Source organism: Pseudomonas sp. BLCC-B112 (assembly GCF_028550695.1).
In the GTDB taxonomy this organism is placed as follows: Bacteria; Pseudomonadota; Gammaproteobacteria; order Pseudomonadales; family Pseudomonadaceae; genus Aquipseudomonas; species Aquipseudomonas danubii.
In genome coordinates this window covers 253,025-274,697 of sequence record NZ_JAQQGK010000005.1, presented here as the reverse complement: position 1 = coordinate 274,697, position 21,673 = coordinate 253,025, and the positions used below count along the sequence as shown (strand labels likewise).

Here is a 21,673-nt window from a genome sequence, read left to right as displayed (position 1 = left end):
AGCGCTGCGGTGTGACAGGCCGCCTCGGCCTCAGAACCAGGCGTCCTGCATCTCCAGGCAGGTGGCGTCCCGTGCTTCCAGCAGGGTCAATTCATGCTGGCAGCCCGGCACTTCCCAGGTCAGGAAGTAGCGCGCGGCCTGCAGTTTGCCGTGATAGAAATCCCGGTCCCCGGCATGACCTCGCGCCAGTCCTTCCTCGGCCCTGATGGCCTGTTCCAGCCAGCGCCAGCCGATCACCGCGTGGCCGAAGGCCTTCAGATACAGCGCCGAGTTGGCCAGGGTCGCCGTGACCTTGCCGCTGGCCAGGTCGCCCAGCAGACCCAGGGTCACGCTCTGCAGGCGCGTCACCAGTTGCTCCAGAGGCAGGCGCAGGGCATCCAGCGACGCATGGGCGCGGGCCCGCTCGCCCGTTTCGGCGATCAGGCGGATCAGGCGCTTGAGCCCGGCGCCGCCGTTCTGCGCCAGCTTGCGCCCCAGCAGGTCCAGGGACTGGATGCCGTGGGTGCCTTCATGGATCGGATTCAGGCGATTGTCGCGGTAGTACTGCTCCACCGGGTATTCCCGGGTGTAGCCGTGGCCACCGAGGATCTGGATCGCCAGCTCGTTGGCCTTGAGGCAGAACTCCGAAGGCCAGGACTTTACGATGGGCGTCAGCAGGTCCAGCAGTTCATGGGCCTGCTGGCGCTCGGCCTCGCTGGCCAGGGTGGTGGTGTCATCGAACAGCCGCGCCGCATACAGCCCCAGGTCGAAGGCGCCTTCAACGTAGGCCTTCTGGGTCAGCAGCATGCGACGCACATCGGCGTGCTGGATGATCGCAACCGGTGCAGTGGTCGGGTCCTTGCTGTCCGGCAGGCGACCTTGCGGACGCTCGCGAGCGTATTCCAATGAATACAGATAGCCGGCATAACCCAGCATCACCGCGCCCATGCCGACGCCGATCCGTGCTTCGTTCATCATCTGGAACATGTAGCTCAGGCCGTGATGGGGCTTGCCCACCAGATAGCCCACGCAATTACCGTTATCGCCGAAGTTCAGCGCGGTGGAAGTGGTGCCGCGCCAGCCCATCTTGTGGAACAGCCCGGCCAGCAGCACGTCGTTGCGCGGCCCTAGGCTGCCGTCATCGTTGACCAGGAACTTGGGCACGATAAATAGGGAAATGCCCTTCACCCCGGGCGGCGCGTCCGGCAGCTTGGCCAGGACCATGTGCACGATGTTTTCCGACAGCGGGTGGTCGCCGCCGGAGATGAAGATCTTGTTGCCCTTGAGCCGGTAGCTGCCGTCGGCAGCCGGTTCGGCGCGGGTGCGGATATCCGACAGCGACGAACCAGCATGGGGCTCGGTCAGGGCCATGGTGCCGAAGAAGCGGCCATCGATCATGGGCTGCAGGAAGCGCTGTTTCTGTTCGTCGGTGCCGAAGCTCTCGATCAGGTTGGCCGCGCCCATGGTCAGGAACGGGTAGGAAGTCGTGGCCGCGTTGGCGGCCTGGAAGTGGGCGAAGCAGGCCTGGGACAACAGGGTCGGCAACTGCATACCGCCCGCGTCGAAACTGCGTGCGGCATTGAGAAAGCCGGCTTCGAGGAAGGCGTCCACCGCCGGTTTCACTTCAGGGATCAGCACCGCCTGGCCGTCTTCGTAGCGCGGCTCGTGTTCATCGCCCTTGCGGTTGTGCGGGGCGAAGTACTTCTCGGCGATGTTGCGCGCGGTGCCCAGGGCGGCATCGAAGGTTTCGCGATTGTGCTCGGCAAACCGCTCGCGCTGGGTCAGGCCCTCGGCGTCGAGCACCTCATACAGTTCGAAAGCCAGATTGCGGGAACTGAGCAGCGTCTCGGACATGGCGGCATACCTGTTGGCTAGGGAATGGGCTGAGTCTAGGCGCGTGAATAAAGGCTGAATAGCAAGATTGATCTGGGTGATAAAGATGCCAAACAGGCACAGGACATTGCATCGGGCAAAAAAAAGAGCGCCGCTGAGGGCGCTCTTTTCCATGCTGCTGACTATCGGCTTCAGCCGATGGTCATCAGGCTGGCGTTGCCGCCGGCCGCTGCGGTGTTGACGCTCAGGGCGCGCTCGATCACCAGGCGCTCCAGGGCAATCGCGGTCTCGCCCTGGGACAGGCCCTGGACGCCGACGATGGCTCCGGCACGCTGGGCCACTTGCTGGCAAACGCCGCGCAGTTGGTCAGAGTCGCCGTGATGCAGGACCGCGTCGAATACCACGTCGTCCTTGGTCCAATCCGCCACCCGCTGGATGCGTGCTTGCACGTCCTTGGGCAGACGGGCGAACAGCGCCTTGCTGAGGTCGCTTTCCGGCCAGACTGCCGAACCGCCGACGGCCAGTACGGCCGCCAGTTGGGTCAGCAGGTCGCCCTCGACCTCCGCCAGGCACAGGACGTGCTCGCGGGGCAGGATGGCGTAGCTGTTGCGCTCGCCGGTCGGGCCGTTCAGCTGGCGGGTGATACCGCTTTGCGACTGGCTGGCGAACTGTTTGCACAGGGTCGCCAGTTCCACCAGCTTGCTGCTCTCGGCCCAGGCTTGCAGGGCGTTGAGCGGCTTGCCGAGGGCTTCGCGCAGGCGCAGGTCCGGGGCGTTGGCGGCATCGGCGCGAACGAAGGATTGCTCGATGGCATCCACCGGACGGGTCGACAGCAGGCGGTACAGGTACAGCGGACCGCCGGCTTTCGGGCCGGTGCCCGACAGGCCTTCGCCGCCGAACGGCTGCACGCCGACCACGGCACCGACGATGTTGCGGTTGACGTAGACGTTACCGGCGTTGACGTTGTCCACCACCTTGGCAATGGTTTCGTCGATCCGGGTGTGCACACCCAGGGTCAGGCCGTAGCCGGAAGCATTGATCTGGGCGATCAGTTGGTCGATGTCCTTGCGCTTGTAGCGCACCACGTGCAACACCGGACCGAAGATCTCGCGCTGCAGTTCATCGAAGCTTTCCAGTTCGATCAGGGTCGGCATGACAAAGGTGCCACGCTTGCATTCTTCGCTGTCGGCGATGGCCATCTGGTACACGCTGCGACCTTTGTCGCGCATGGCCTGGATGTGCTTCTCGATGCCGGCCTTGGCTTCGGCGTCGATTACCGGGCCGATGTCCACCGACAGGCGCTCCGGGTTGCCCAGGCGGTTTTCAGCCATGGCGCCCTTGAGCATTTCGATCACGCGGTCGGCGGAATCTTCCTGCAGGCACAGCACGCGCAGGGCCGAGCAACGCTGGCCGGCACTGTCGAAGGCCGAGGACACCACATCGATGACCACTTGTTCGGTCAGGGCCGAGGAGTCGACGATCATGGCGTTCTGGCCACCGGTTTCGGCGATCAGCGGGATCGGCCGACCCTGGTTGTCCAGGCGCCCGGCGATGTTGCGTTGCAGCAGGCGCGCGACTTCGGTGGAACCGGTGAACATCACGCCCTTGACGCGTTCGTCACCGACCAGGCGGGCACCGACGCTTTCGCCCTGGCCCGGCAGCAGTTGCAGCACGCCTTCGGGAATCCCGGCTTCGAGCAGCAGGCGCACGGCCTGGGCCGCCACCAGCGGGGTCTGTTCGGCCGGCTTGGCCAGTACCGGGTTGCCGGCGGCGAGGGCGGCGGCGACCTGGCCGCTGAAGATCGCCAGCGGGAAGTTCCACGGGCTGATGCACACCACAGGACCCAGCGGACGGTGGGCGTCGTTGCTGAAGTCATTGCGGGCCTGCACCGCGTAATAACGCAGGAAGTCCACGGCTTCACGCACTTCGGCGATGGCGTTGGCGAAGGTCTTGCCGGCCTCGCGGGCCAACAGGCCCATCAGCGGCTGGATCTCGGCTTCCATCAGGTCGGCGGCGCGTTCCAGGATCGCGGCGCGTTCGGCCGGCGGCGTGGCCTGCCAGATCGGCGCGGCGTTCAGCGCGCACTGGATGGCGTTGTCGACGTCTTCGATCGTGGCTTCCTGGACGTGACCGACCACATCGCGATGATCCGACGGGTTGAGGACCGGCGCCGGGGTTTCGCTGCTGGCGGCGCAACCGAGCATTGGCGCGGCTTTCCAGTTGTTGTGAGCGCTGGCCAGCAGGGCGCAGGACAACGACGCCAGGCGGTGTTCGTTGGCCATGTCGATGCCGGCGGAGTTGGCGCGCTCGCTGCCATACAGGTCACGCGGCAACGGAATGCGTGGGTGCGGCAGGCCGAAACCGCCTTCCAGGGTGGCCATCTGCTCGATCTGCGCCACCGGGTCGGCCACCAGCTCTTGAATCGAGATCGACTGGTCGGCGATGCGGTTGACGAAGGAGGTGTTGGCGCCGTTTTCCAGCAGGCGGCGGACCAGATAGGCCAGCAGGGTTTCGTGGGTGCCGACCGGTGCGTACACGCGGCACGGACGGTTCAGCTTGCCATCGGCGACCTTGCCCACCACTTGCTCGTACAGCGGTTCACCCATGCCGTGCAGGCACTGGAACTCGTACTGGCCGGGGTAATAGTTCTGACCGGCAATGTGGTAGATCGCCGACAGGGTGTGGGCGTTGTGGGTGGCGAACTGCGGGTAGATGACTTCCGGCACCGACAGCAGCTTGCGTGCGCAGGCGATGTAGGAAACGTCGGTGTACACCTTGCGGGTGTAGACCGGATAGCCTTCCAGGCCTTCGACCTGGGCGCGCTTGATCTCGCTGTCCCAGTAGGCGCCTTTCACCAGGCGGATCATCAGGCGGTGACGGCTGCGGCGGGCCAGATCGATGACGTAGTCGATGACGTACGGGCAGCGCTTCTGGTAAGCCTGGATCACGAAGCCGATGCCGTTCCAACCGGTCAGCTGCGGCTCGAAGCACAGGCGCTCCAGCAGGTCCAGGGACAGCTCCAGGCGGTCCGCTTCTTCGGCGTCGATGTTCAGGCCGATGTCGTATTGCTTGGCCAGCAGGGTCAGCGACAGCAGGCGCGGGTACAGCTCTTCCATCACGCGTTCGTACTGGGCGCGGCTGTAACGCGGGTGCAGCGCCGACAGCTTGATGGAGATGCCCGGGCCTTCATAGATGCCGCGACCGTGGGAGGCCTTGCCGATGGAGTGGATGGCCTGCTCGTAGGACGCCAGGTATTTCTGCGCGTCGTGCTCGGTCAGTGCCGCTTCGCCGAGCATGTCGTAGGAGTAGCGGAAGCCCTTGGCTTCGAACTTGCTGGCATTGGCCAGGGCTTCGGCGATGGTTTCGCCGGTGACGAACTGCTCGCCCATCAAACGCATGGCCATGTCCACGCCCTTGCGGATCATCGGCTCGCCGCTCTTGCCGATGATGCGGCTCAGGGAGGAGGTCAGGCCGGCCTCGTTGTGGGTCGACACCAGCTTGCCGGTGAGCAACAGGCCCCAAGTGGCCGCGTTGACGAACAGCGACGGGCTGTTGCCCAGGTGCGGCTGCCAGTTGCCGGTGCTGATCTTGTCGCGGATCAGTGCGTCACGGGTGCCCTTGTCGGGGATGCGCAGCAGGGCCTCGGCCAGGCACATCAGTGCCACGCCTTCCTGGGACGACAGGGAGAACTCCTGCAGCAGGCCCTGGACGATACCGGCACGGCCGCCGGCGCTCTTTTGGTTACGCAGCTTCTCGGCGATCGAGGCGGCCAGCTTGTTGGCGGCTTCGGCGGTGGCGGCCGGCAGACGCGCCTGCTCCAGCAGCATCGGCACCACTTCCGGTTCCGGGCGGCGGTAGGCAGCGGTGATCGAGGCGCGCAGCACCGATTGCGGGAGGATGCTCTCGGCAAATTCGAGGAAGCATTGGTGAGCGTGATCGGTCAGCACGTCGCCGGCGTCGTCGCCGTCCTTGGTGGTGACACTGCTCAGCTCGGTCAGGGTTGCACCACCCTCGAGTTTTTCCAGGTAATTGAAAATCGCCTGCTTGATCAGCCAGTGCGGCGTACGATCGATCGAGGTCGCAGCAGCCTTGAGGCGCTCGCGGGTTGGGTCGTCGAGTTTGACCCCGAGGGTGGTGGTAGCCATATTTTTATCCTCATGTTTGCCACGCACGTGTGGCATCAGCTGGCGGCAAGATTATCCGTGCGCCGAAATAGGTGCAACCGGGTGCAACCCTTTTTTCGCCGGAATAAATAGCAGCTCGTCAGGAAATCAATATTGCCTCCTGGCTCCCGTATTGCCTTGGTGCATTTAATTCTGGCGGGTGGATTTCTTGCTCCAAAAAGGAGCAAAAAAGTTGTCGTCGTCGGTAAATGCGACAAGGTGCAACTTAATTGGATGAAACTGGTTGCACCTTGTTTAATTTGTTGAATAGGATTCGCGCCCAAGGTGCAACCTGTCTTTTGCGACTCGGTTCATCGGCCAATGGCTTTCCTGGGGAAACATTGGTCATAAAACGTGCGCGATAGCCGATCGTCTTCCAAACTGTAAAAGCTGGGTGACGGTACTGCTGACCGCCGCTACATAAAAACAAAGCCAGGGCGTAACTCAAATGAGTGCAAGCAATCCAACCTTGATCACGTTCGTGATCTACATCGCAGCAATGGTGCTGATCGGCTTCATGGCCTATCGCTCCACCAACAACCTTTCCGACTACATTCTTGGCGGCCGCAGCCTGGGCAGCGTGGTGACCGCGCTTTCCGCTGGTGCATCCGACATGAGTGGCTGGCTGCTGATGGGCCTTCCGGGCGCTATCTACATGTCGGGTCTGTCGGAGAGCTGGATCGCCATCGGACTGATCGTCGGTGCCTACCTGAACTGGCTGTTCGTTGCCGGTCGTCTGCGGGTGCAGACCGAGCACAACGGTGATGCTCTGACCTTGCCGGACTACTTCTCCAGCCGTTTCGAAGATAAAAGCGGCCTGCTGCGCATCATCTCCGCGGTGGTGATCCTGGTGTTCTTCACCATCTACTGTGCCTCCGGCATCGTGGCCGGTGCCCGTCTGTTCGAAAGCACCTTCGGCATGCCTTACGAGACGGCGCTGTGGGCTGGCGCGGCGGCGACCATTGCTTACACCTTTGTCGGTGGCTTCCTGGCGGTGAGCTGGACCGATACCGTGCAGGCCACGCTGATGATCTTCGCGTTGATCCTGACCCCGATCATCGTGCTGTTGGCCACCGGTGGCGTCGATACCACCTTCCTGGCGATCGAAGCCAAGGACCCGACCAGCTTCGACATGCTCAAGAACACCACCTTTATTGGCGTGATCTCGCTGATGGGCTGGGGCCTGGGCTACTTCGGTCAGCCGCACATCCTGGCGCGTTTCATGGCGGCGGATTCGGTGAAGTCGATCGCCAACGCCCGTCGCATCTCCATGACCTGGATGATCCTGTGCCTGGGCGGCACCGTGGCCGTGGGCTTCTTCGGTATCGCCTACTTCTCGGCGCATCCTGAAGTGGCCGGTCCCGTGACCGAGAACCCTGAGCGTGTGTTCATCGAACTGGCCAAGCTGCTGTTCAACCCGTGGGTAGCCGGTGTGTTGCTGTCGGCCATTCTGGCGGCGGTGATGAGTACCCTGAGCTGCCAGTTGCTGGTGTGCTCCAGTGCCCTGACCGAAGACTTCTATAAAGCCTTCCTGCGCAAGCACGCCTCCCAAGTTGAGCTGGTATGGGTCGGTCGCGCCATGGTGCTGGTGGTGGCGCTGGTCGCCATCGCCATGGCCGCCAACCCGGAAAACCGCGTGCTGGGCCTGGTGAGCTACGCCTGGGCCGGCTTCGGTGCGGCGTTCGGTCCTGTGGTGCTGATCTCGGTGCTCTGGAAGGGCATGACCCGCGACGGCGCGCTGGCCGGGATCATCGTCGGTGCCGTCACCGTGATCCTGTGGAAACACTTCGCTCTGCTGGGTCTGTACGAAATCATCCCGGGCTTCATCTTCGCCAGCCTGGCAATCGTGCTGGTGAGCAAGATGGGTGCTCCAAGCGCTGGCATGGTTCAGCGTTTTGAAGCGGCCGAGAAGGATTTCAAACTCAATCAGTGAGTGCGCACGTCCTGCCCTGATCGTTCGGGGCAATGAAAACGGCACGCTGCGTCACCGCAGCGGGCCGTTTTTTTTTAGTGCAGTTCAGCGTCGGGCTGGTTGAGGAAGATCAACACGCCAAGGATCGCCATGTAGAACTTGAAGGCCGCGTCCTGGCCATTCCAGGTCTGGGATTGCCACATCATGAACCACTCGCCACCCACCACCATGAAGCCGAAGAACCAGACGCAGAAGCCCAGGCAGAAGCCGGCAATGGCCCAGCCTTTGCGCCGGTTGAAGTAGCTGGCGACACCGTGTCGCGCCAGCCACAGGTGCAAGGCGCCAACGACCAGCAATACCCCGGTCAGGGCCTCGCCGGTAATGATCAGCCAGTAGCCGACATTCCACAGCAGGGGCAGGGTCAGGGCGCGGTCGGTGGCGGTGTTGCCGGGGAAGACGCTGTCCATGCTCAGTACGTGCTGGACAAAGGCGAAGTTGGAGTCGTAGTCGCTGATGTTGTTGTAAGCCACCAGCAAGGCGAACGCCGCCACTGCCAGGGTCATGGTGATTTTTACGTAACGCACAATCATGTTGGGTTCCTTTGCGGGTGAGTAATGATCCTGGGGGCTGGTTGGGGGTGGATGCGTCGGTGCCAACGCGCTGGGGGGATTTGGGGGGGATGGCCCTGGCGTCTGCTGCCAGGGCCGATGAATCAGGCTTGTTTCAGCGCCTGGTCAAGGTCCTCGAGCAGGTCCTCGATAGCCTCGATGCCGACCGAAAGGCGGATCATCTCCGGCTTGACGCCGGCCTTGGCCTGCTCTTGTTCGTTCATCTGCCGGTGAGTGGTGGACGCCGGGTGGCAGGCCAGGGACTTGGCGTCGCCGATGTTGACCAGGCGCTTGAAGATCTGCAGGGCGTCGTAGAAGCGCACGCCTGCGGCATAGCCGCCTTTTAGGCCGAAGGACAGGATCGCCGACGGCTTGCCCTGCATGTACTTGCGCGCTAGTTCATGGTGCGGGTGATCGGCCAGGCCGGCGTAGCTGACCCAGGCCACCAGCGGGTGGTCCTTGAGGAACTGCGCGACCCGGATGGCGTTGTCGGTGTGGCGTTCCATGCGCAGGGCCAGGGTTTCCAGGCCTTGTAGCAGGAGGAAGGCGTTCATCGGTGCCAGCGCCGCGCCGGTGTTGCGCAGTGGCACGGTGCGGGCCCGGGCGATAAAGGCAGCCGGGCCGAACTTCTCGGTGTAGACCACGCCGTGGTAGGCCGGCTCCGGGGTGTTGAGGCTGGCGAACTTCTGCGGATGCTCGGCCCAGGGGAAGTTGCCGCTGTCGACGATCACCCCGCCCAGGGAGTTGCCGTGGCCACCGACGTACTTGGTCACTGAGTGCACCACGATGTCGGCGCCGAACTGGATCGGCTTGCACAGGATCGGCGTGGCCACGGTGTTGTCCACCATCAGCGGTACGTTGCGGGCGTGGGCGACCTGGGCCAGGCCCTCGATGTCGACGATATTGCCCGCCGGGTTGCCGATGCTTTCGCAGTACACCAGCTTGGTCTTGTCGTCGATCAGCTCGGCGATGGCCTCTGGCGAATCGTCCCGGGCGAAGCGCACTTCGACCCCGAAGCTGGGCAGCAGGTGGGCGAACAGGGTGTAGGTACCGCCGTACAGCTGGGGCGTGGAGACAATATTGTCCCCGGCCTGGGTCAGGGTCTGGATCGCGTAGTGGATCGCCGCGCTGCCAGCCGCCACCGCCAGCCCGGCGATCCCGCCTTCCAGGGCGGCCATGCGCTGTTCCAGCACATCGTTGGTGGGGTTCATGATGCGGGTGTAGATGTTGCCGGGCACATCCAGGTTGAACAGGTCCGCCCCGTGCTGGGCGTTGTCGAACTCGAAGGCGACGTTCTGGTAGATGGGCACGGCCACGGCCTTGGTGGTCGGGTCCGACTTGAATCCATGGTGCAGCGCAATCGTTGCGTCTTTCATAAATCCTCGACTCAGTAGCAATCCGTTTTATGAGCACAGCCAGGCAGGTCGTGTGCCCGCGCAGCAGTCAGTGGTCCCGTGTGTCTGAGTCGCCAGCAACCGCTTGATGTGCCCGCCGCATGGCCGCGAGCGGGCGCGTCAGTGTCCAATAGGCGCGGCGGATGGGCAAGGGGGCGCTGGCTTGCCGGGAACGGGGCGGCCGTCCTTGGCCAATGGCGGTTTCAGCGCGGCTGGGACCAGCCCTGGGAGCGGCTGACGGCGGCGCTGAAGGTGCGGCGCCAGACGTCGGCCGTGGTCCGATCGACACGGGGCTGATAGTGGGTGCGGGTGTTGTCCAACTCCGGCAGCTCCAGGCCCAGGCCACGGGCAGCCAGGGCGGCGCAGCCCAGGGCAGTGAGTTCGTCGAAACGCTGTGTGACGATGGTGCGTTGCAGGATATCGGCAAGGAACTGGGCGAAATACGGGCTGCGGGCCAGCCCGCCGTCGATCGACAGCTGGTCGGTGACACGCAGGTGATCGTCCATCGCAGTGATCACTTCGGCGCTGCGCAGGGCCACGCCTTCCAGCACCGCCTGGCACAGGTCCTGGCGGCTGGTGGCGGCGTTCATGCCGATCCACACCGCCCCGGCGCTGCGGTCCCAGTGCGGGCAGGCCAGCCCCGACAACGCCGGGACAAAGGCCAGTTCGCGGGAAATGGCCGGTGGCTGATCGAAGGCTGCCAGCTCCGAGAAGTCGCTGAACAGGCCCAGCCGCCCGGCCCACTCCACCGCGGCGCTGGCGTCGTACACGCCACCGTCCATGGCATACACCGGCTTGCCATCGACTTGCCAGGCAATGGTGGCCAGCAGTCCTTTCTCCGGTGCGCGGATGATCTGATCGCCGGTGACGGTCAGGGCGAAGGCGCCGGTGCCGAAGGTGATCTTGGCGTCCCCCGGCTGCCGGCAGCCGTGGCCGTAGAGCGAGGCTTGCTGGTCCACCACCGAGGCGCTGATGGGCGTCTGGCCGATGCGCCCGAAGTCGCCGACCGTGGCGCGGATCGGTGGCAGGGCCTCTAGCGGGACGCCGAACAGTGCACACAACTGCGGGTCCCACTGGCCGGTGGCGAGGTTCATCAGCGAGGTGCGCGAGGCGGTGGTGATGTCGGTGGCATAGACCCCGGCCAGGCGGTCGAGGAAGTAGGCATCGGTGGTGCCCAGGCGCAGGCGGCCGGCACTCAGGGCTGCTTGTGCCGCCGGCAGGTTCTCCACGATCCAGGCCAGCTTGCTGGCGGAAAAATAGGCGTCCAGAGGCAATCCGGCCCGCTCCAGGGTCAGGGCTTCGGCTCCGTTGGCTCGCAGTTCCTCGATGCGTGCGGCGCTGCGGTTGTCCTGCCAGACGATCACCGGAGACAGCGGTGCGCCACTGATGGCGTCCCAGGCCAGGCAGCTTTCGCCCTGATTGGCCAAGCCAATGGCGTCGACCCGGCCGGTGGCTTCCAGGCAGCGTTGCAGGTTGGCCAGCAGTTCCAGCGGGTCGTGCTCGACCCAGCCCGGACGAGGGTGATGCTGTTGGTGGCGCAGCGCCAGTTGGATGTCGGCACGGCCTTGCATGTCCACAACCAGTACGCGGGTGCTGGTGGTGCCCTGGTCAAGTGCGGCTATTCGCATGGTCTTTTCTCTTGTTGTGGGACGGGCCTAGTCGATGCAGATGTCCAGTTGGTCAAGGTGTTCCGGCAGTTGCAGTTCCTTGAGGGGAATCAGCAGGCGCCGTTCCGGCAGTGCCGAGACCGGGCGGCTCCAGAGGTCCAGGCCCTGGGCGCGAACCCGCAAGGTGCCGCTGACCGCCCGGCTGACCCGCAGTTGGATGTGCTGCAGGCCCGCCAGCTCGCCGCGCACCAGCCGGCCCGGTACGCCGAGCTTGATCGGGGCTGCGTATTTCAGGGTCAGCGCGTCATGGGGAGCGGGTAGCTGGTTGCACAGGGCCAGTGCCATCAGGCTGCCGATACGCCGCCCTTCACGGTAGGACCAGCCGGCGGTCTCGATCGGTCGCAGCAGGTTGCCGGCGGCGAAGTAGGCCGGGTCCGAGCAGCGCCCGTATTGATCGATCTTCGGCCCGTCGCTACCGCTGTCCAGCTGCAGGTGGCTCTGGCGCACCAGGCTCGACTCAGGGGTGAACTGGCCCGTGAGCAGCACGCCGTCGCAGGCAATCTCGCGCACCTGACCGTCGGCCAGGCGCACCTGGGCCGATTCCACCCGGCCGGTGCCGTTGATCGCCAGCAATTGCGCGCCGAAATGCATGGGAATGCCCAGTAAGCGTGGAAACAGCGACAGCGGCCAGCGTGCGGTTGCCCGGTTGTTGGCTTCGAGCACCGCTACCGGGCGGATTCCTGCGCGCCGGCAACTGAGTACGGCGGACAGGCTGACCAGCTCGGTGCCGACGATCAGCGGTCGTTCAAAGGGCTTGAGGTGCTGCATATAGAGGAAGTTCTGTAACGCTCCGGTGTTGATCACGCCCACCGGGCGGTCGCCGGACAGCAGGCGTGCCGAGCGCGGGGTTTCCCGGGCGCCGGTGGCGATCAGGACCTTTTTCGCCTGGATCTGCCGCGGCCCGTCGGTGCTCGCCAGGCGCAGCAGGCCGCCGGGTTCCAGGCTGACTACCGTGTGGCGCAGCAGCAGGATCACGCCGGCTTTCAGCGCGGCTTCGACATTGCGCCGGGCATAGGCCGGGCCGCTGAGAATGCGCTGATACTCGCGCATGCCGAAGGGCGGGTGAGCGCAGTGCCGGGGAATGCCGCCAGCTTCGCTTTCACGCTCGATGACAATCACCGGGCCGATGCCCTGGCGCCGCAGTTCAATGGCGGCCGCGAGGCCCGCCGGGCCACTGCCGATAATGGCCGCTTCGGCCTGAAGGAGTTCAGTGCTGTTCATGGCAACGACCTGTGGCAAGTGGGACGGCCAGTTGGCTGGCACTGAGTTCGGCGACCTGGGCCGAGCAATAGAAACCCTGGCAGCGACCCATGCAGGCACGGGTGCGACGCTTGAGCCCACCCAGATCGCCGGGGGGCAGGGGGCTGTGCAGGGCGGTCTCGATTTCGCGACGGGTCACCAGTTCGCAATGGCAGACGATTTCGCCATAGCCGGGGCGTTGCCAGTCCCGGGGCAAGTGCTCCGCGAGGTTGGGCATCTGCGGCCAGACCGGCTCGCGCACCGGGTGATGCTGGCGACGCTGGCTGTACAGGCTGTAGACGTGCCGGGCAATGCCCAGGGCGGCAGTGAGCCCGGTGGAGCGGATGCCGCCGACGGTGATCCAGTGCCGGGAGTGATCGGCCTGGATCCGGTACTCCTTCTTTTCGCTGGCCGGGCGCAGTCCTGCGTAGGTAGCGGTGACCGGCATTCCGGCGAGGCCGGGAATCCGCTCCACGGCAGCGTCGATCAGGCTTTGCAGGGTCGGGCCGTCGAGCCCGGCATGCACCCGGTCCTCCTGTTCTTCGGCGGTGGGGCCCACCAGCAGGTTGCCGTAGACGGTGCGGGTCAGGACGATGCCTTTGGTGCGTTCGTTGGGCACCGGCAGGACGATGCGCTCCAGCAGTTTGGCCGCGGCCTTATCGAAGACCACGAACTGGCCCTTGCGCGGCATGATGCGAAATTCGCTGTGGCCCAGCAGGTTGTGCTCCAGGGTGTCACCGAACAGCCCCGCGCAGTTGATCACCTGGGCGCTGCGCAAGGTGCCCTGGTTGGTATGCAGGGTCCAGGCATCACCATCGAATTGGCCTTGCTGCACCTCGCACCGCAACTGCACCCGGGCGCCGTGGGCCATGGCCTGCTGCAGGTAGCCCAGGGGCGCTGACCAGGGGTCGATCAGGTGTTCGTCGGGCACCAGCACCGCGCCCACCGCGTGATTGGCCAGATGGGGTTCCAGGGCGAGGATCTCGCTGCGTTCCAGCAGGCGCACGTTATTGACCCCATTGGCCTGGGCCTGGTCGAGAATCCCCGGCAGGCGGGCCTGGTCCTCGGCGTTCCAGGCCACCACCAGGGCGCCACTCTTGAGCAGCGGCAAGTTCATGGCCGAGTGAATCTCCAGGTATTCCTGGTACCCGGCCTGCATGCACTGCAGCTCCAGGCTGCCGCTAGGGGCATCGAAGCCGGTGTGCAGGATGGCGCTGTTGGCCTTGCTGGCGCCGGAAAGAATGTCGCTGCCCTTTTCCAGCAGCACCACCCGTGCACCCTCCAGGGCAAAGCGCCTGGCCATGGCGCAACCGACGACCCCGCCACCGACGATGGCCACATCGAAAGTCACACTGTTCGGATAAAGTTCGGTCATATAAATGCCTGTTTCCTGCGGTAACACCAAGGTCTTGTGCAGGAATAAAAGCATATTGCGGGCCATGATTGTTGTTTTTATTTCTTATTCGGTCATATATCGGTCAGTTATTTGTGGATTTAAGGCGATGGGCGACCGCCTGCCACACCGGGGCGGGTTCAGGCCTGGGCCACCAGATGCACTTCCACACCGGCTTTTTCCAACGCCGCCTGCAGTGCCGGGCCGGGCTGGCGATCAATCACCAGGCGGTCGATGCGCTCCAGTGGAAATACCTTGAACAGGCCACGGCGCTCCAGCTTCGAGGAGTCGGCGATTACGGTCAGCTGGCGGGCCTGGGCAATCATGGCGCGAGCGACTTCGGCCTCTTCGATGGAGAAGTCCATGGCGCCGTCTTCATTCAGCGCACCGATGGTGATCACCGCGTGTTCGGCGTTGAAGCGGGTGATCTGCTCCAGGGCCAGGGTGCCGACGTTCTGCGTCGAGTCGGGGCGGTATTCGCCGCCGATCATGAACACCCGGTTACCGGATTCGCCCAGGCAGCCGGCGATTGGCAGGGAGTTGGTGATGACCGTCAGGCGCGTGAGCTGGGCCAGTTCCCGGGCGAAGAACAGGGTGGTGGTCCCGGTATCGATAAAGATGCTGTCCCCGGCGCAGAACAGGCCGGCGGCGTAGCGGGCAATGGCGCGCTTCTCCTGGGCGTGTTCGTTCATGCGGGTCTGGAAGGTGTTTTCGTGTTCACCGGTAGGCGGTAGGGCCGCGCCGCCATGGAACTTGGTAACCAGGCCGTTTTCCGCCAGTTCGCTGAGGTCGCGGCGAATGGTTTCCTGGGAAGTGGCGGTAATGCGGGCCAGTTCCTCCACGGAAATTCGCTCCCGCTGGCGCAAGAGTTCGAGAATCTGCTGTCGTCGTTCGTTGGGGCGCATGGGGCTTTCCGTTAGTGGTACTTCGCCACACAAATGGGCAGTTTTTGTTACTTACGCACACATTTTGCACATTTGCATGCAGATTCGGTCAGGTTCGATGGCGAAGTTAAGCATTTAACTGCAGGTTTCACAATCGTGACCGGTCACCCGCTTAGCTAGGCCAGATCAGCTCGTGAAGACTCTGGCGACAGATATTGTGACCGATAATTGAGTGTTTGTAGGTAAAAACCACAACTAATACACATTGTGGCATAGGAAATGCCCTGTGTTTGCATACCGGGTCATCGCCCGCCTTGGCGAAGAGATGACCAGCGCTGGCCTCAACAAGAACCTCCCTGGTGGGGGAAACCTATAAATGACGCGCAGAGAGATGAACCCACATGGCTGAATTTGGAAACTACGTCATTTACCTGATCATGCTCGGCGCCGTGGTTGGCGCCCTGTCATCCATCATCAAGCCCGACAGTGGCCTGGGTAAGGAGTTCGTCAACGGTATCCACTCTATTGGTCCGGTCTTTCTGGCCCAGGCCGGGATCATGGTGGCGATTCCCTACCTGTCCCAGGGCATCTCCCATGCGCTGGGGCCGTTCTTCAATGCCCTGGGTTCGGATGTGTCGATCGCGGCGTTGTCGATCATCGCCGTGGACATGGGCGGCTATCAGCTGGCCAATGCCCTGACCGCCAATCGCGACCTGTGGATCACCGCGATGCTGGTGGGCTACACCTCGGGGGCGACCATCGTCTACCTGATCCCGGTGGGCCTGACCATGCTTGAGCGCAAGGACCACAAGTACCTGGCCCTGGGCGCCATGGCCGGGCTGATCAGCATTCCCTTCGCCGTGCTGATGTCGTTGCTGATCATCACCGCTACCCAGTTGCCGGTGCGCGATATCGTCTCCACCAACTCCGAGGCGCTGTACTACCTGTCCCTGGGGTTTGTCGACATGCTCAAGCTGCTGGCGCCGCTGTTCGTGTTCTGCTTCCTGCTGGCGGCGGGACTGCGTTACAGGCCGCGCATGATGGTTGGCGGCTTCCTGGTGTTCGGCAAGATCATGGACGCGGCGATCAAGCTGATCCTGGCCCTGAGCATCGTCGAGCACTTCACCAAGTTCTTCAGCATCAACTTCGGCGGCTGGGGCTTCGACCCGATGTTCGCCGATGAAAAGGAGCTGTTCCGGGCCATCGAGATCGCCGGTTACATCGGCATCATGCTCGCCGGCACCTTCCCCATCTGCTACCTGTTCCAGCGCTACTGCAAAAAGCCCATGGAGCTGCTGGGACGCCAGTTGAACCTGTCCAGCACCGGTGCTGCGGGCTTTGTCATGGTGTTCGCCAACATCATCGCCACCTACCACCTGTTCAAGCACATGACCGCTCGCGACAAAGTGCTGTGCGTGGCCCTTGGGGTCTGTGCCCAGGCGCTGATCGGCGATCACCTGGCGTTTACCGCGAACTTCCAGCCGAGCCTGATCCTGCCTGTGCTCATTGGCAAACTGTTCGGCGGCTTGCTGGCGGTGGCGATTGCCATCCGTATCTCGGTGCCGGCCGCCCAGCGTTATGAGCTGCAAGAGCAGGAACAGGCCGCGGCCTTTGCCCTGCAACCTGCGCGGACCTGAGGGTCCGCTCCACCTATCCCTGAAGTCGAGGTAACGATGCGCAAGATTTTCCTGGCCTGTCCCTACAGCCACTCCGACGCTGAGGTCATCAATGAGCGTTTTCTTCAGTGCAATCGCGTTGCGGCGCAGATACTTGAGGCCGGGCACGCAGTGTTCAGCCAGGTGAGCATGTCCCATCCGATCAACCTGTGCCTGGCCGGCAAGGACAACGCTGCCATCGGCAAGCTCTGGGCACCGGTGGATGCGTTGTATATGGCGATGATGGAAGAGTTGATCGTGCTCGACCTGCCAGGCTGGAAGGACAGCGGCGGGATCAAGCGCGAGATCGAGGTCTTCGAATCGTCCGGGCGGCGGGTCAGCCTGTGGTCCGAGGTCCGTCACGAATTTGCCTGAGTCCTGGGCCGTACCCATCGTCGCCTGCGCCGGGTACGGCCGCCGTTCGAACTGACGACAGCCTGCGCACAAGGTAAACTTGCCCGCCTGCGCAGGAGCAACCATGAACTATCGTCACGCCTTCCACGCCGGCAATCACGCCGACGTCTTCAAACACCTGACTTTGACCCGCCTCATCGCCCTGATGTCGCGCAAGGAGCAGCCGTTCGCCTACCTCGACAGCCACGCCGGCATCGGTCTGTATGACCTCAAGGGCGACCAGGCAAACCGTACCGGCGAGTATTTGGAAGGCATCGCCCGCTTGTGGGGCGAACAGGATCTTCCGGCGCTGACCGCCGACTACATGCAGGTGCTGCACAAGATGAACCCCGATGGCGAGTTGCGTTACTACCCGGGGTCACCGGAATTGGCGCGACGCCTGACCCGCTCCCAGGACCGGGTGCTGCTCAACGAAAAACACCCGGAAGACGGCCTGCTGCTCAAGGACAACATGAAGGGTGATCGTCGGGTGGCGGTGCACCTGGGGGAAGGCTGGCACGTGGCTCGGGCGTTGCTGCCGGTGGCTGAAAAACGTGCGGTGATGCTGATCGACCCGCCTTTCGAGCAGCTCGACGAGATGCAGCGCTGTGCTGCGTCGTTGAAGGAGGCCATTGGCCGCATGCGTCAGACCGTGGCGGCCATCTGGTACCCGGTCAAGGATCAGCGGGCCCTGCGGCGCTTCTACCAGGACCTGGCCGGTACCGGCGCGCCGAAGTTGCTGCGAGTGGAGTTGCTGGTGCATCCGCTGGATACGCCCAACAGCCTCAACGGTTCGGGCCTGGCGATTGCCAATCCGCCTTGGGGGCTGGAGGAGGAGTTGCGCGAGCTGCTGCCGTGGCTGTCGAAGAAACTCGGCCAGACCCAGGGCGGCTGGCAGATGGACTGGTTGATCGCCGAGTAACAGCGCTACATTTCAAGTCTCAAGTCTCAAGTCTCAAGCCTCAAGCCTCAAGCTGAAAACACAGCGTCTGGAGCTTGAGGCTTGTCGCTTGCGGCGGGTTCAGATCGGGCAGGTCACGCCAGTGCCGCCGATCCCGCAATAGCCTTCGGGATTCTTCGCCAGGTATTGCTGGTGGTACGCCTCGGCGAAATAGACGGTCGGGGCTTCTCCAATTTCAGTGGTGATTTCGCCCAGGCCGGCCTTGGTCAGTTCCGCCTGGAACACGTCCCTGCTGTGCAGCGCCTGCTCCAGCTGGGTCGGGTTGGTGGTGTAGATCACCGAGCGGTACTGGGTGCCAACGTCATTGCCCTGGCGCATGCCCTGGGTCGGGTTGTGCAGTTCCCAGAACATCGCCAGCAGCTCTTTGTAGCTGACTTTCTCGGGCTCATACACCACCAGCACCACTTCGGTATGGCCGGTCAGGCCTGAGCAGACTTCTTCGTAGGTCGGGTTCGGGGTGAAACCGCCGGCATAACCCACGCAGGTGCTGAACACGCCTTCGCGCTGCCAGAAGCGCCGCTCGGCGCCCCAGAAACAGCCCAGGCCGAAGATGGCGAAATCCACATTGCCCGGAAACGGGCCCAGCAGTGGGTTGCCGTTGACGTAGTGTTCTTCAGGCACGGTCATGGGTGTTTCGCGGCCGGGCAGAGCTTGTTCTTTGGTTGGAAGCACGTTTTTGTTCACCAGTATTTCCGAGCGCAAGACCATGTGTCGGTCCTCCAGTCAGGTTGGGGAGTCGTTCAGTCGATAGACACGCAGTTTGCCCGAGTGTTACAGCGCTGTCAGGCAATTGGGCCGCGAGGATAGCGCTTGAGCTTGGCAATCAGCTCGGTGCCGGGAATCGGCCGATCGAACAGGTAGCCCTGGCCGACGTCGCAGCGATGACGGCGCAGGAATGCCAGTTGCTCGGCGGTCTCGATGCCTTCGGCGACCACCTTGATCTTCAGGTTGTGAGCCATGGCGATCACGGCCGAGGTGATTTCCATGTCGTCCTGGTTGTCGGGGATCTCGTGGATGAAGCTGCGATCGATCTTGATGATATCGATGGGGAATTTCTTCAGGTAGCTCAGGGACGAATAGCCGGTGCCGAAGTCGTCCATGGCCAGGGTCAGGCCAAGTTTTTTCAGCTGTTCTAGCTGTTGGTGAGTGTCGTCGGTGGCTTCCAGCAGCAAGCCCTCTGTTAATTCAAGCTCCAGCAGCGAGGAGGGCAGTTGCTCTTCCTTGAGGATGCTGGCGATGGACGCAACCAGGTCCGGGTCGGAGAACTGCTTGGGCGACAGGTTGATGGCCACGTGCAGGTTGCCCAGGCCGGCGGCGGTCAGTTGCTTGCTCATGCGGCAGGCCTGGCGGGCGATCCACTTGCCGATGGGGATGATCAGGCCGGTTTCTTCCGCCACGCTGATGAACTGGTCCGGGCGGATCATGCCCTTTTCCGGGTGGTTCCAGCGCAGCAGCGCTTCCATGCCCAGCAGGCGGCCGCTGCGCAGGCACAGCTTGGGCTGATAGAACACGTCCAGCTCGTTCTGGGTCAGGGCTCGACGCAGGTTGTTTTCGACGAACAGCTTGTAGCTGGCTTCGGCGTTGAGGGCTTCGGTGAAGACCTGCACCTGGTGCTTGCCGTTGGCCTTGGCCTTGTGCAGCGCCAGGCCGGCGTTGCGCATCAGGGTCTGCGGGTCGCGGCCATGCAGTGGCGCGCTGGCCAGCCCCACGGAGCCGGTGACGCTGATCAGCTGGTTGTCGACGAACATCGGCTTGTCCAGGGTCATCAGCAGTTGGCTGGCGATCTGTTGCCCGGTTTCCAGGTCGGTGTCGTCCAGCAGTACGGCGAATTCGTTACTGGCAAAGCGCGCCAGGCTGCCGCTGGGGCTCAGGCTGTTGCGCAGGCGTCGGGCCAGGCTGATCAGCAGCTTGTCGCCGGTCTGGTGGCCGAGGCTGTCGTTGATCCGCTTGAAGTTGTCGATGTCTACCAGCAGCAGGCTGATCGGGGTATCGCTGTCTCGGGCGAAGCGTTCATCCAGGTTGCGGATGAACGCGGGGCGGTTGCCCAGGTTGGTCAGGTTGTCGGTGTAGGCCAGGCGCTCGATGCGTTGCTGGGCGAGCTTGGTCTGGGTGATGTCTTCGTAGATGCCGATGTAGTGGGTCAGCTCACGATTGTCGCCGTAGACCTTGGAGATCGACAGCTGGCCCCAGTAGGGCTCGAGGTTCTTGCGTCGGCTCTTGAACTCGCCTTGCCAGCTGTTGCTCTTGGCCAGGCTGGAAGGGGCGTCGAACAACAGTTCGCTGAGGTTTTCCAGGGCCGGCAGTTCGGACAGACGGTGGCCGTGCACCTCTTCGGTGCTGTATTGGGTGATCGCGGTAAAGCTTGGGTTGACGTACTCCACCACGCCGTCGCAGTTGACCAGCAGGAAAGCGTTGGCGCTCTGTTCCACGGCGCGCTGGAACAGGTGCAGGGCGCTGGTGGCGGCGCGTCGGTTGTGATTGTTGATGACTTGGGCGAACTGGTCTGCCAGCTCGCCAGCAAAGGCAATCTCGTCGGACTGCCAGGCCCGGGTCATGCCGGTCTGTTCCAGGCACAGCACGCCGACTACCTGGCCGTCGATGCGGATACTGGCGTCGAGCATGGCATTCACATCCCGTGGCCGCAGGCTTTCGGCCATCTCTCGGGTGCGCGGGTCGCGCATGGCGTTCTGGGCGTCGATGGCGCGGCAGCTGTGCAGGGCTTCCAGGTAATCGGGAAAGCTGCTGGCGTCGATGGACTCCGGCATGCGGTATTCCTGGGGGCCGCGGTGGTAGGCGGCAATCGGCACCAGCAGCTGGTCTTCCAGGTTCCAGATGCTGGCGCAGTCGATCTGGTAGATGTCGCAGGCACTGCGGGTGATCAGCTCGGCAGCTTCCTTCAGGGAGTTGCTGGTGCTGTAGCGCTGGCGGGTCAGGAGCAGGATCAGGTCCTGCTGCGCACGTACCCGTTCCAGATGCTGCAGCTGTTCCTGCTGGGCCCGCTGGTTGAGTTCCAGGGCGATCTGCAGGCGGGTGTTCTGGGTTTCCAGATCCACGGTGGGCATTGGCGAGGCATCGCTGAACAGGCCTTCGACCACCAGCAGGTAGCCGCGCAGCAAGTGCCGGTTGTGTTGTTTGTAGGCTTCCCCCAGCTCCAGGATGCTCAAGGGGCCTTGGCCGGTGTGCAAGGTGTAGCGGATCAGGTAATGGGGGCTGGTACTCAGTTGCTGCTGGATGGCGTCGTGCAACTGATAACGCGCCTCAGGCTCCATCAGGCTGGCATAGGGGGAGCCGACCAGAGCGCAGAGTTCGACGGCGGGCAGGCCGAACTGACGTTCGCAGTTGGGATCGAGAAACAGCAGCGCCCAGCTCGCTTCATTCAGCCGTTCGAAACGCAACATGCCGAGCCGCGAGGGCACAGGCAACTGCGTCACTACCTCGGCCGCCATACGGCTGGCGGCATCGGGTTGGCTTTTCATGGGGAAACTCGCTTCGAAATTGCTGATCGCGCCGGGCTCGCGCCCTCTTTACTGTTGCCTGCGGCAAGGTTGCATCATGCGGCATCGACTGACAAGTAAGATGAAGGCTAAGTGCT

General features: G+C 63.5%; 14 protein-coding genes. 4 read left to right on the top strand and 10 right to left on the bottom strand.

The annotated features are described in order from the left end of the window. Positions 1 to 30 precede the first annotated feature (30 nt). Positions 31 to 1,833: an acyl-CoA dehydrogenase gene (locus tag PQT43_RS15105; protein ID WP_102882052.1), complete on the bottom strand. Its 1,803-nt coding sequence runs from the start codon at positions 1,831 to 1,833 to the stop codon at positions 31 to 33. Between the two features lie 170 nt (positions 1,834 to 2,003). Beyond that, entirely contained in the window at positions 2,004 to 5,957 is a 3,954-nt protein-coding gene (gene putA, locus PQT43_RS15100) for a trifunctional transcriptional regulator/proline dehydrogenase/L-glutamate gamma-semialdehyde dehydrogenase (RefSeq protein ID WP_123391373.1), read from the bottom strand. Positions 5,958 to 6,423: 466 nt separating this feature from the next. Between putA and putP the strand changes: the two genes are divergently transcribed. Next, entirely contained in the window at positions 6,424 to 7,908 is a 1,485-nt protein-coding gene (gene putP, locus PQT43_RS15095) for a sodium/proline symporter PutP (protein ID WP_253084259.1), read from the top strand. 74 nt (positions 7,909 to 7,982) lie between these two features. Here putP and PQT43_RS15090 read toward each other — a convergent pair whose 3' ends face one another. The 6 genes from PQT43_RS15090 to PQT43_RS15065 form a co-directional block, all read right to left on the bottom strand. Then, positions 7,983 to 8,477, bottom strand: a complete 495-nt coding sequence (locus PQT43_RS15090) for a DUF2165 family protein (protein WP_213664623.1) — start codon at positions 8,475 to 8,477, stop codon at positions 7,983 to 7,985. A gap of 122 nt (positions 8,478 to 8,599) precedes the next feature. After that, positions 8,600 to 9,871, bottom strand: a complete 1,272-nt coding sequence (locus PQT43_RS15085; protein WP_110595417.1) for an O-acetylhomoserine aminocarboxypropyltransferase/cysteine synthase family protein — start codon at positions 9,869 to 9,871, stop codon at positions 8,600 to 8,602. A gap of 221 nt (positions 9,872 to 10,092) precedes the next feature. After that, on the bottom strand, positions 10,093 to 11,517 hold the full coding sequence (locus tag PQT43_RS15080; protein ID WP_170004071.1) for a glycerol kinase: 1,425 nt from the start codon (positions 11,515 to 11,517) through the stop codon (positions 10,093 to 10,095). A gap of 27 nt (positions 11,518 to 11,544) precedes the next feature. Next, complete coding sequence (locus PQT43_RS15075; RefSeq protein WP_213664624.1) at positions 11,545 to 12,777, bottom strand: NAD(P)/FAD-dependent oxidoreductase; 1,233 nt, start codon at positions 12,775 to 12,777, stop codon at positions 11,545 to 11,547. Continuing rightward, positions 12,764 to 14,170, bottom strand: a complete 1,407-nt coding sequence (locus PQT43_RS15070; protein ID WP_102882048.1) for an NAD(P)/FAD-dependent oxidoreductase — start codon at positions 14,168 to 14,170, stop codon at positions 12,764 to 12,766. The genes PQT43_RS15075 and PQT43_RS15070 overlap by 14 nt, the downstream gene beginning before the upstream one ends. A gap of 158 nt (positions 14,171 to 14,328) precedes the next feature. Beyond that, entirely contained in the window at positions 14,329 to 15,093 is a 765-nt protein-coding gene (locus PQT43_RS15065; RefSeq protein WP_102862853.1) for a DeoR/GlpR family DNA-binding transcription regulator, read from the bottom strand. A 380-nt stretch (positions 15,094 to 15,473) separates the two neighbouring features. Between PQT43_RS15065 and eutH the strand changes: the two genes are divergently transcribed. The 3 genes from eutH to PQT43_RS15050 all read left to right on the top strand — a co-directional run bounded on the left by eutH (position 15,474) and on the right by PQT43_RS15050 (position 18,042). Further along, positions 15,474 to 16,709 (top strand): ethanolamine utilization protein EutH, encoded by a 1,236-nt coding sequence (gene eutH, locus PQT43_RS15060; protein ID WP_102862854.1) that lies wholly within the window; start codon positions 15,474 to 15,476, stop codon positions 16,707 to 16,709. A gap of 36 nt (positions 16,710 to 16,745) precedes the next feature. Then, positions 16,746 to 17,102, top strand: coding sequence for a DUF1937 family protein (locus PQT43_RS15055; RefSeq protein WP_207166976.1), 357 nt, complete (start codon positions 16,746 to 16,748; stop codon positions 17,100 to 17,102). Positions 17,103 to 17,205: 103 nt separating this feature from the next. Further along, the gene (locus PQT43_RS15050) at positions 17,206 to 18,042 is read left to right on the top strand and encodes a 23S rRNA (adenine(2030)-N(6))-methyltransferase RlmJ (protein ID WP_102862856.1); all 837 of its coding nucleotides are present in this window, start codon (positions 17,206 to 17,208) and stop codon (positions 18,040 to 18,042) included. Positions 18,043 to 18,141: 99 nt separating this feature from the next. On the opposite strand, the gene msrA is transcribed toward PQT43_RS15050, so the two are convergent. Further along, positions 18,142 to 18,789: a peptide-methionine (S)-S-oxide reductase MsrA gene (msrA, locus tag PQT43_RS15045; protein WP_102882046.1), complete on the bottom strand. Its 648-nt coding sequence runs from the start codon at positions 18,787 to 18,789 to the stop codon at positions 18,142 to 18,144. Positions 18,790 to 18,863: 74 nt separating this feature from the next. Further along, positions 18,864 to 21,557, bottom strand: a complete 2,694-nt coding sequence (locus PQT43_RS15040) for a putative bifunctional diguanylate cyclase/phosphodiesterase (RefSeq protein ID WP_267269277.1) — start codon at positions 21,555 to 21,557, stop codon at positions 18,864 to 18,866. Between the last annotated feature and the right edge of the window lie 116 nt (positions 21,558 to 21,673).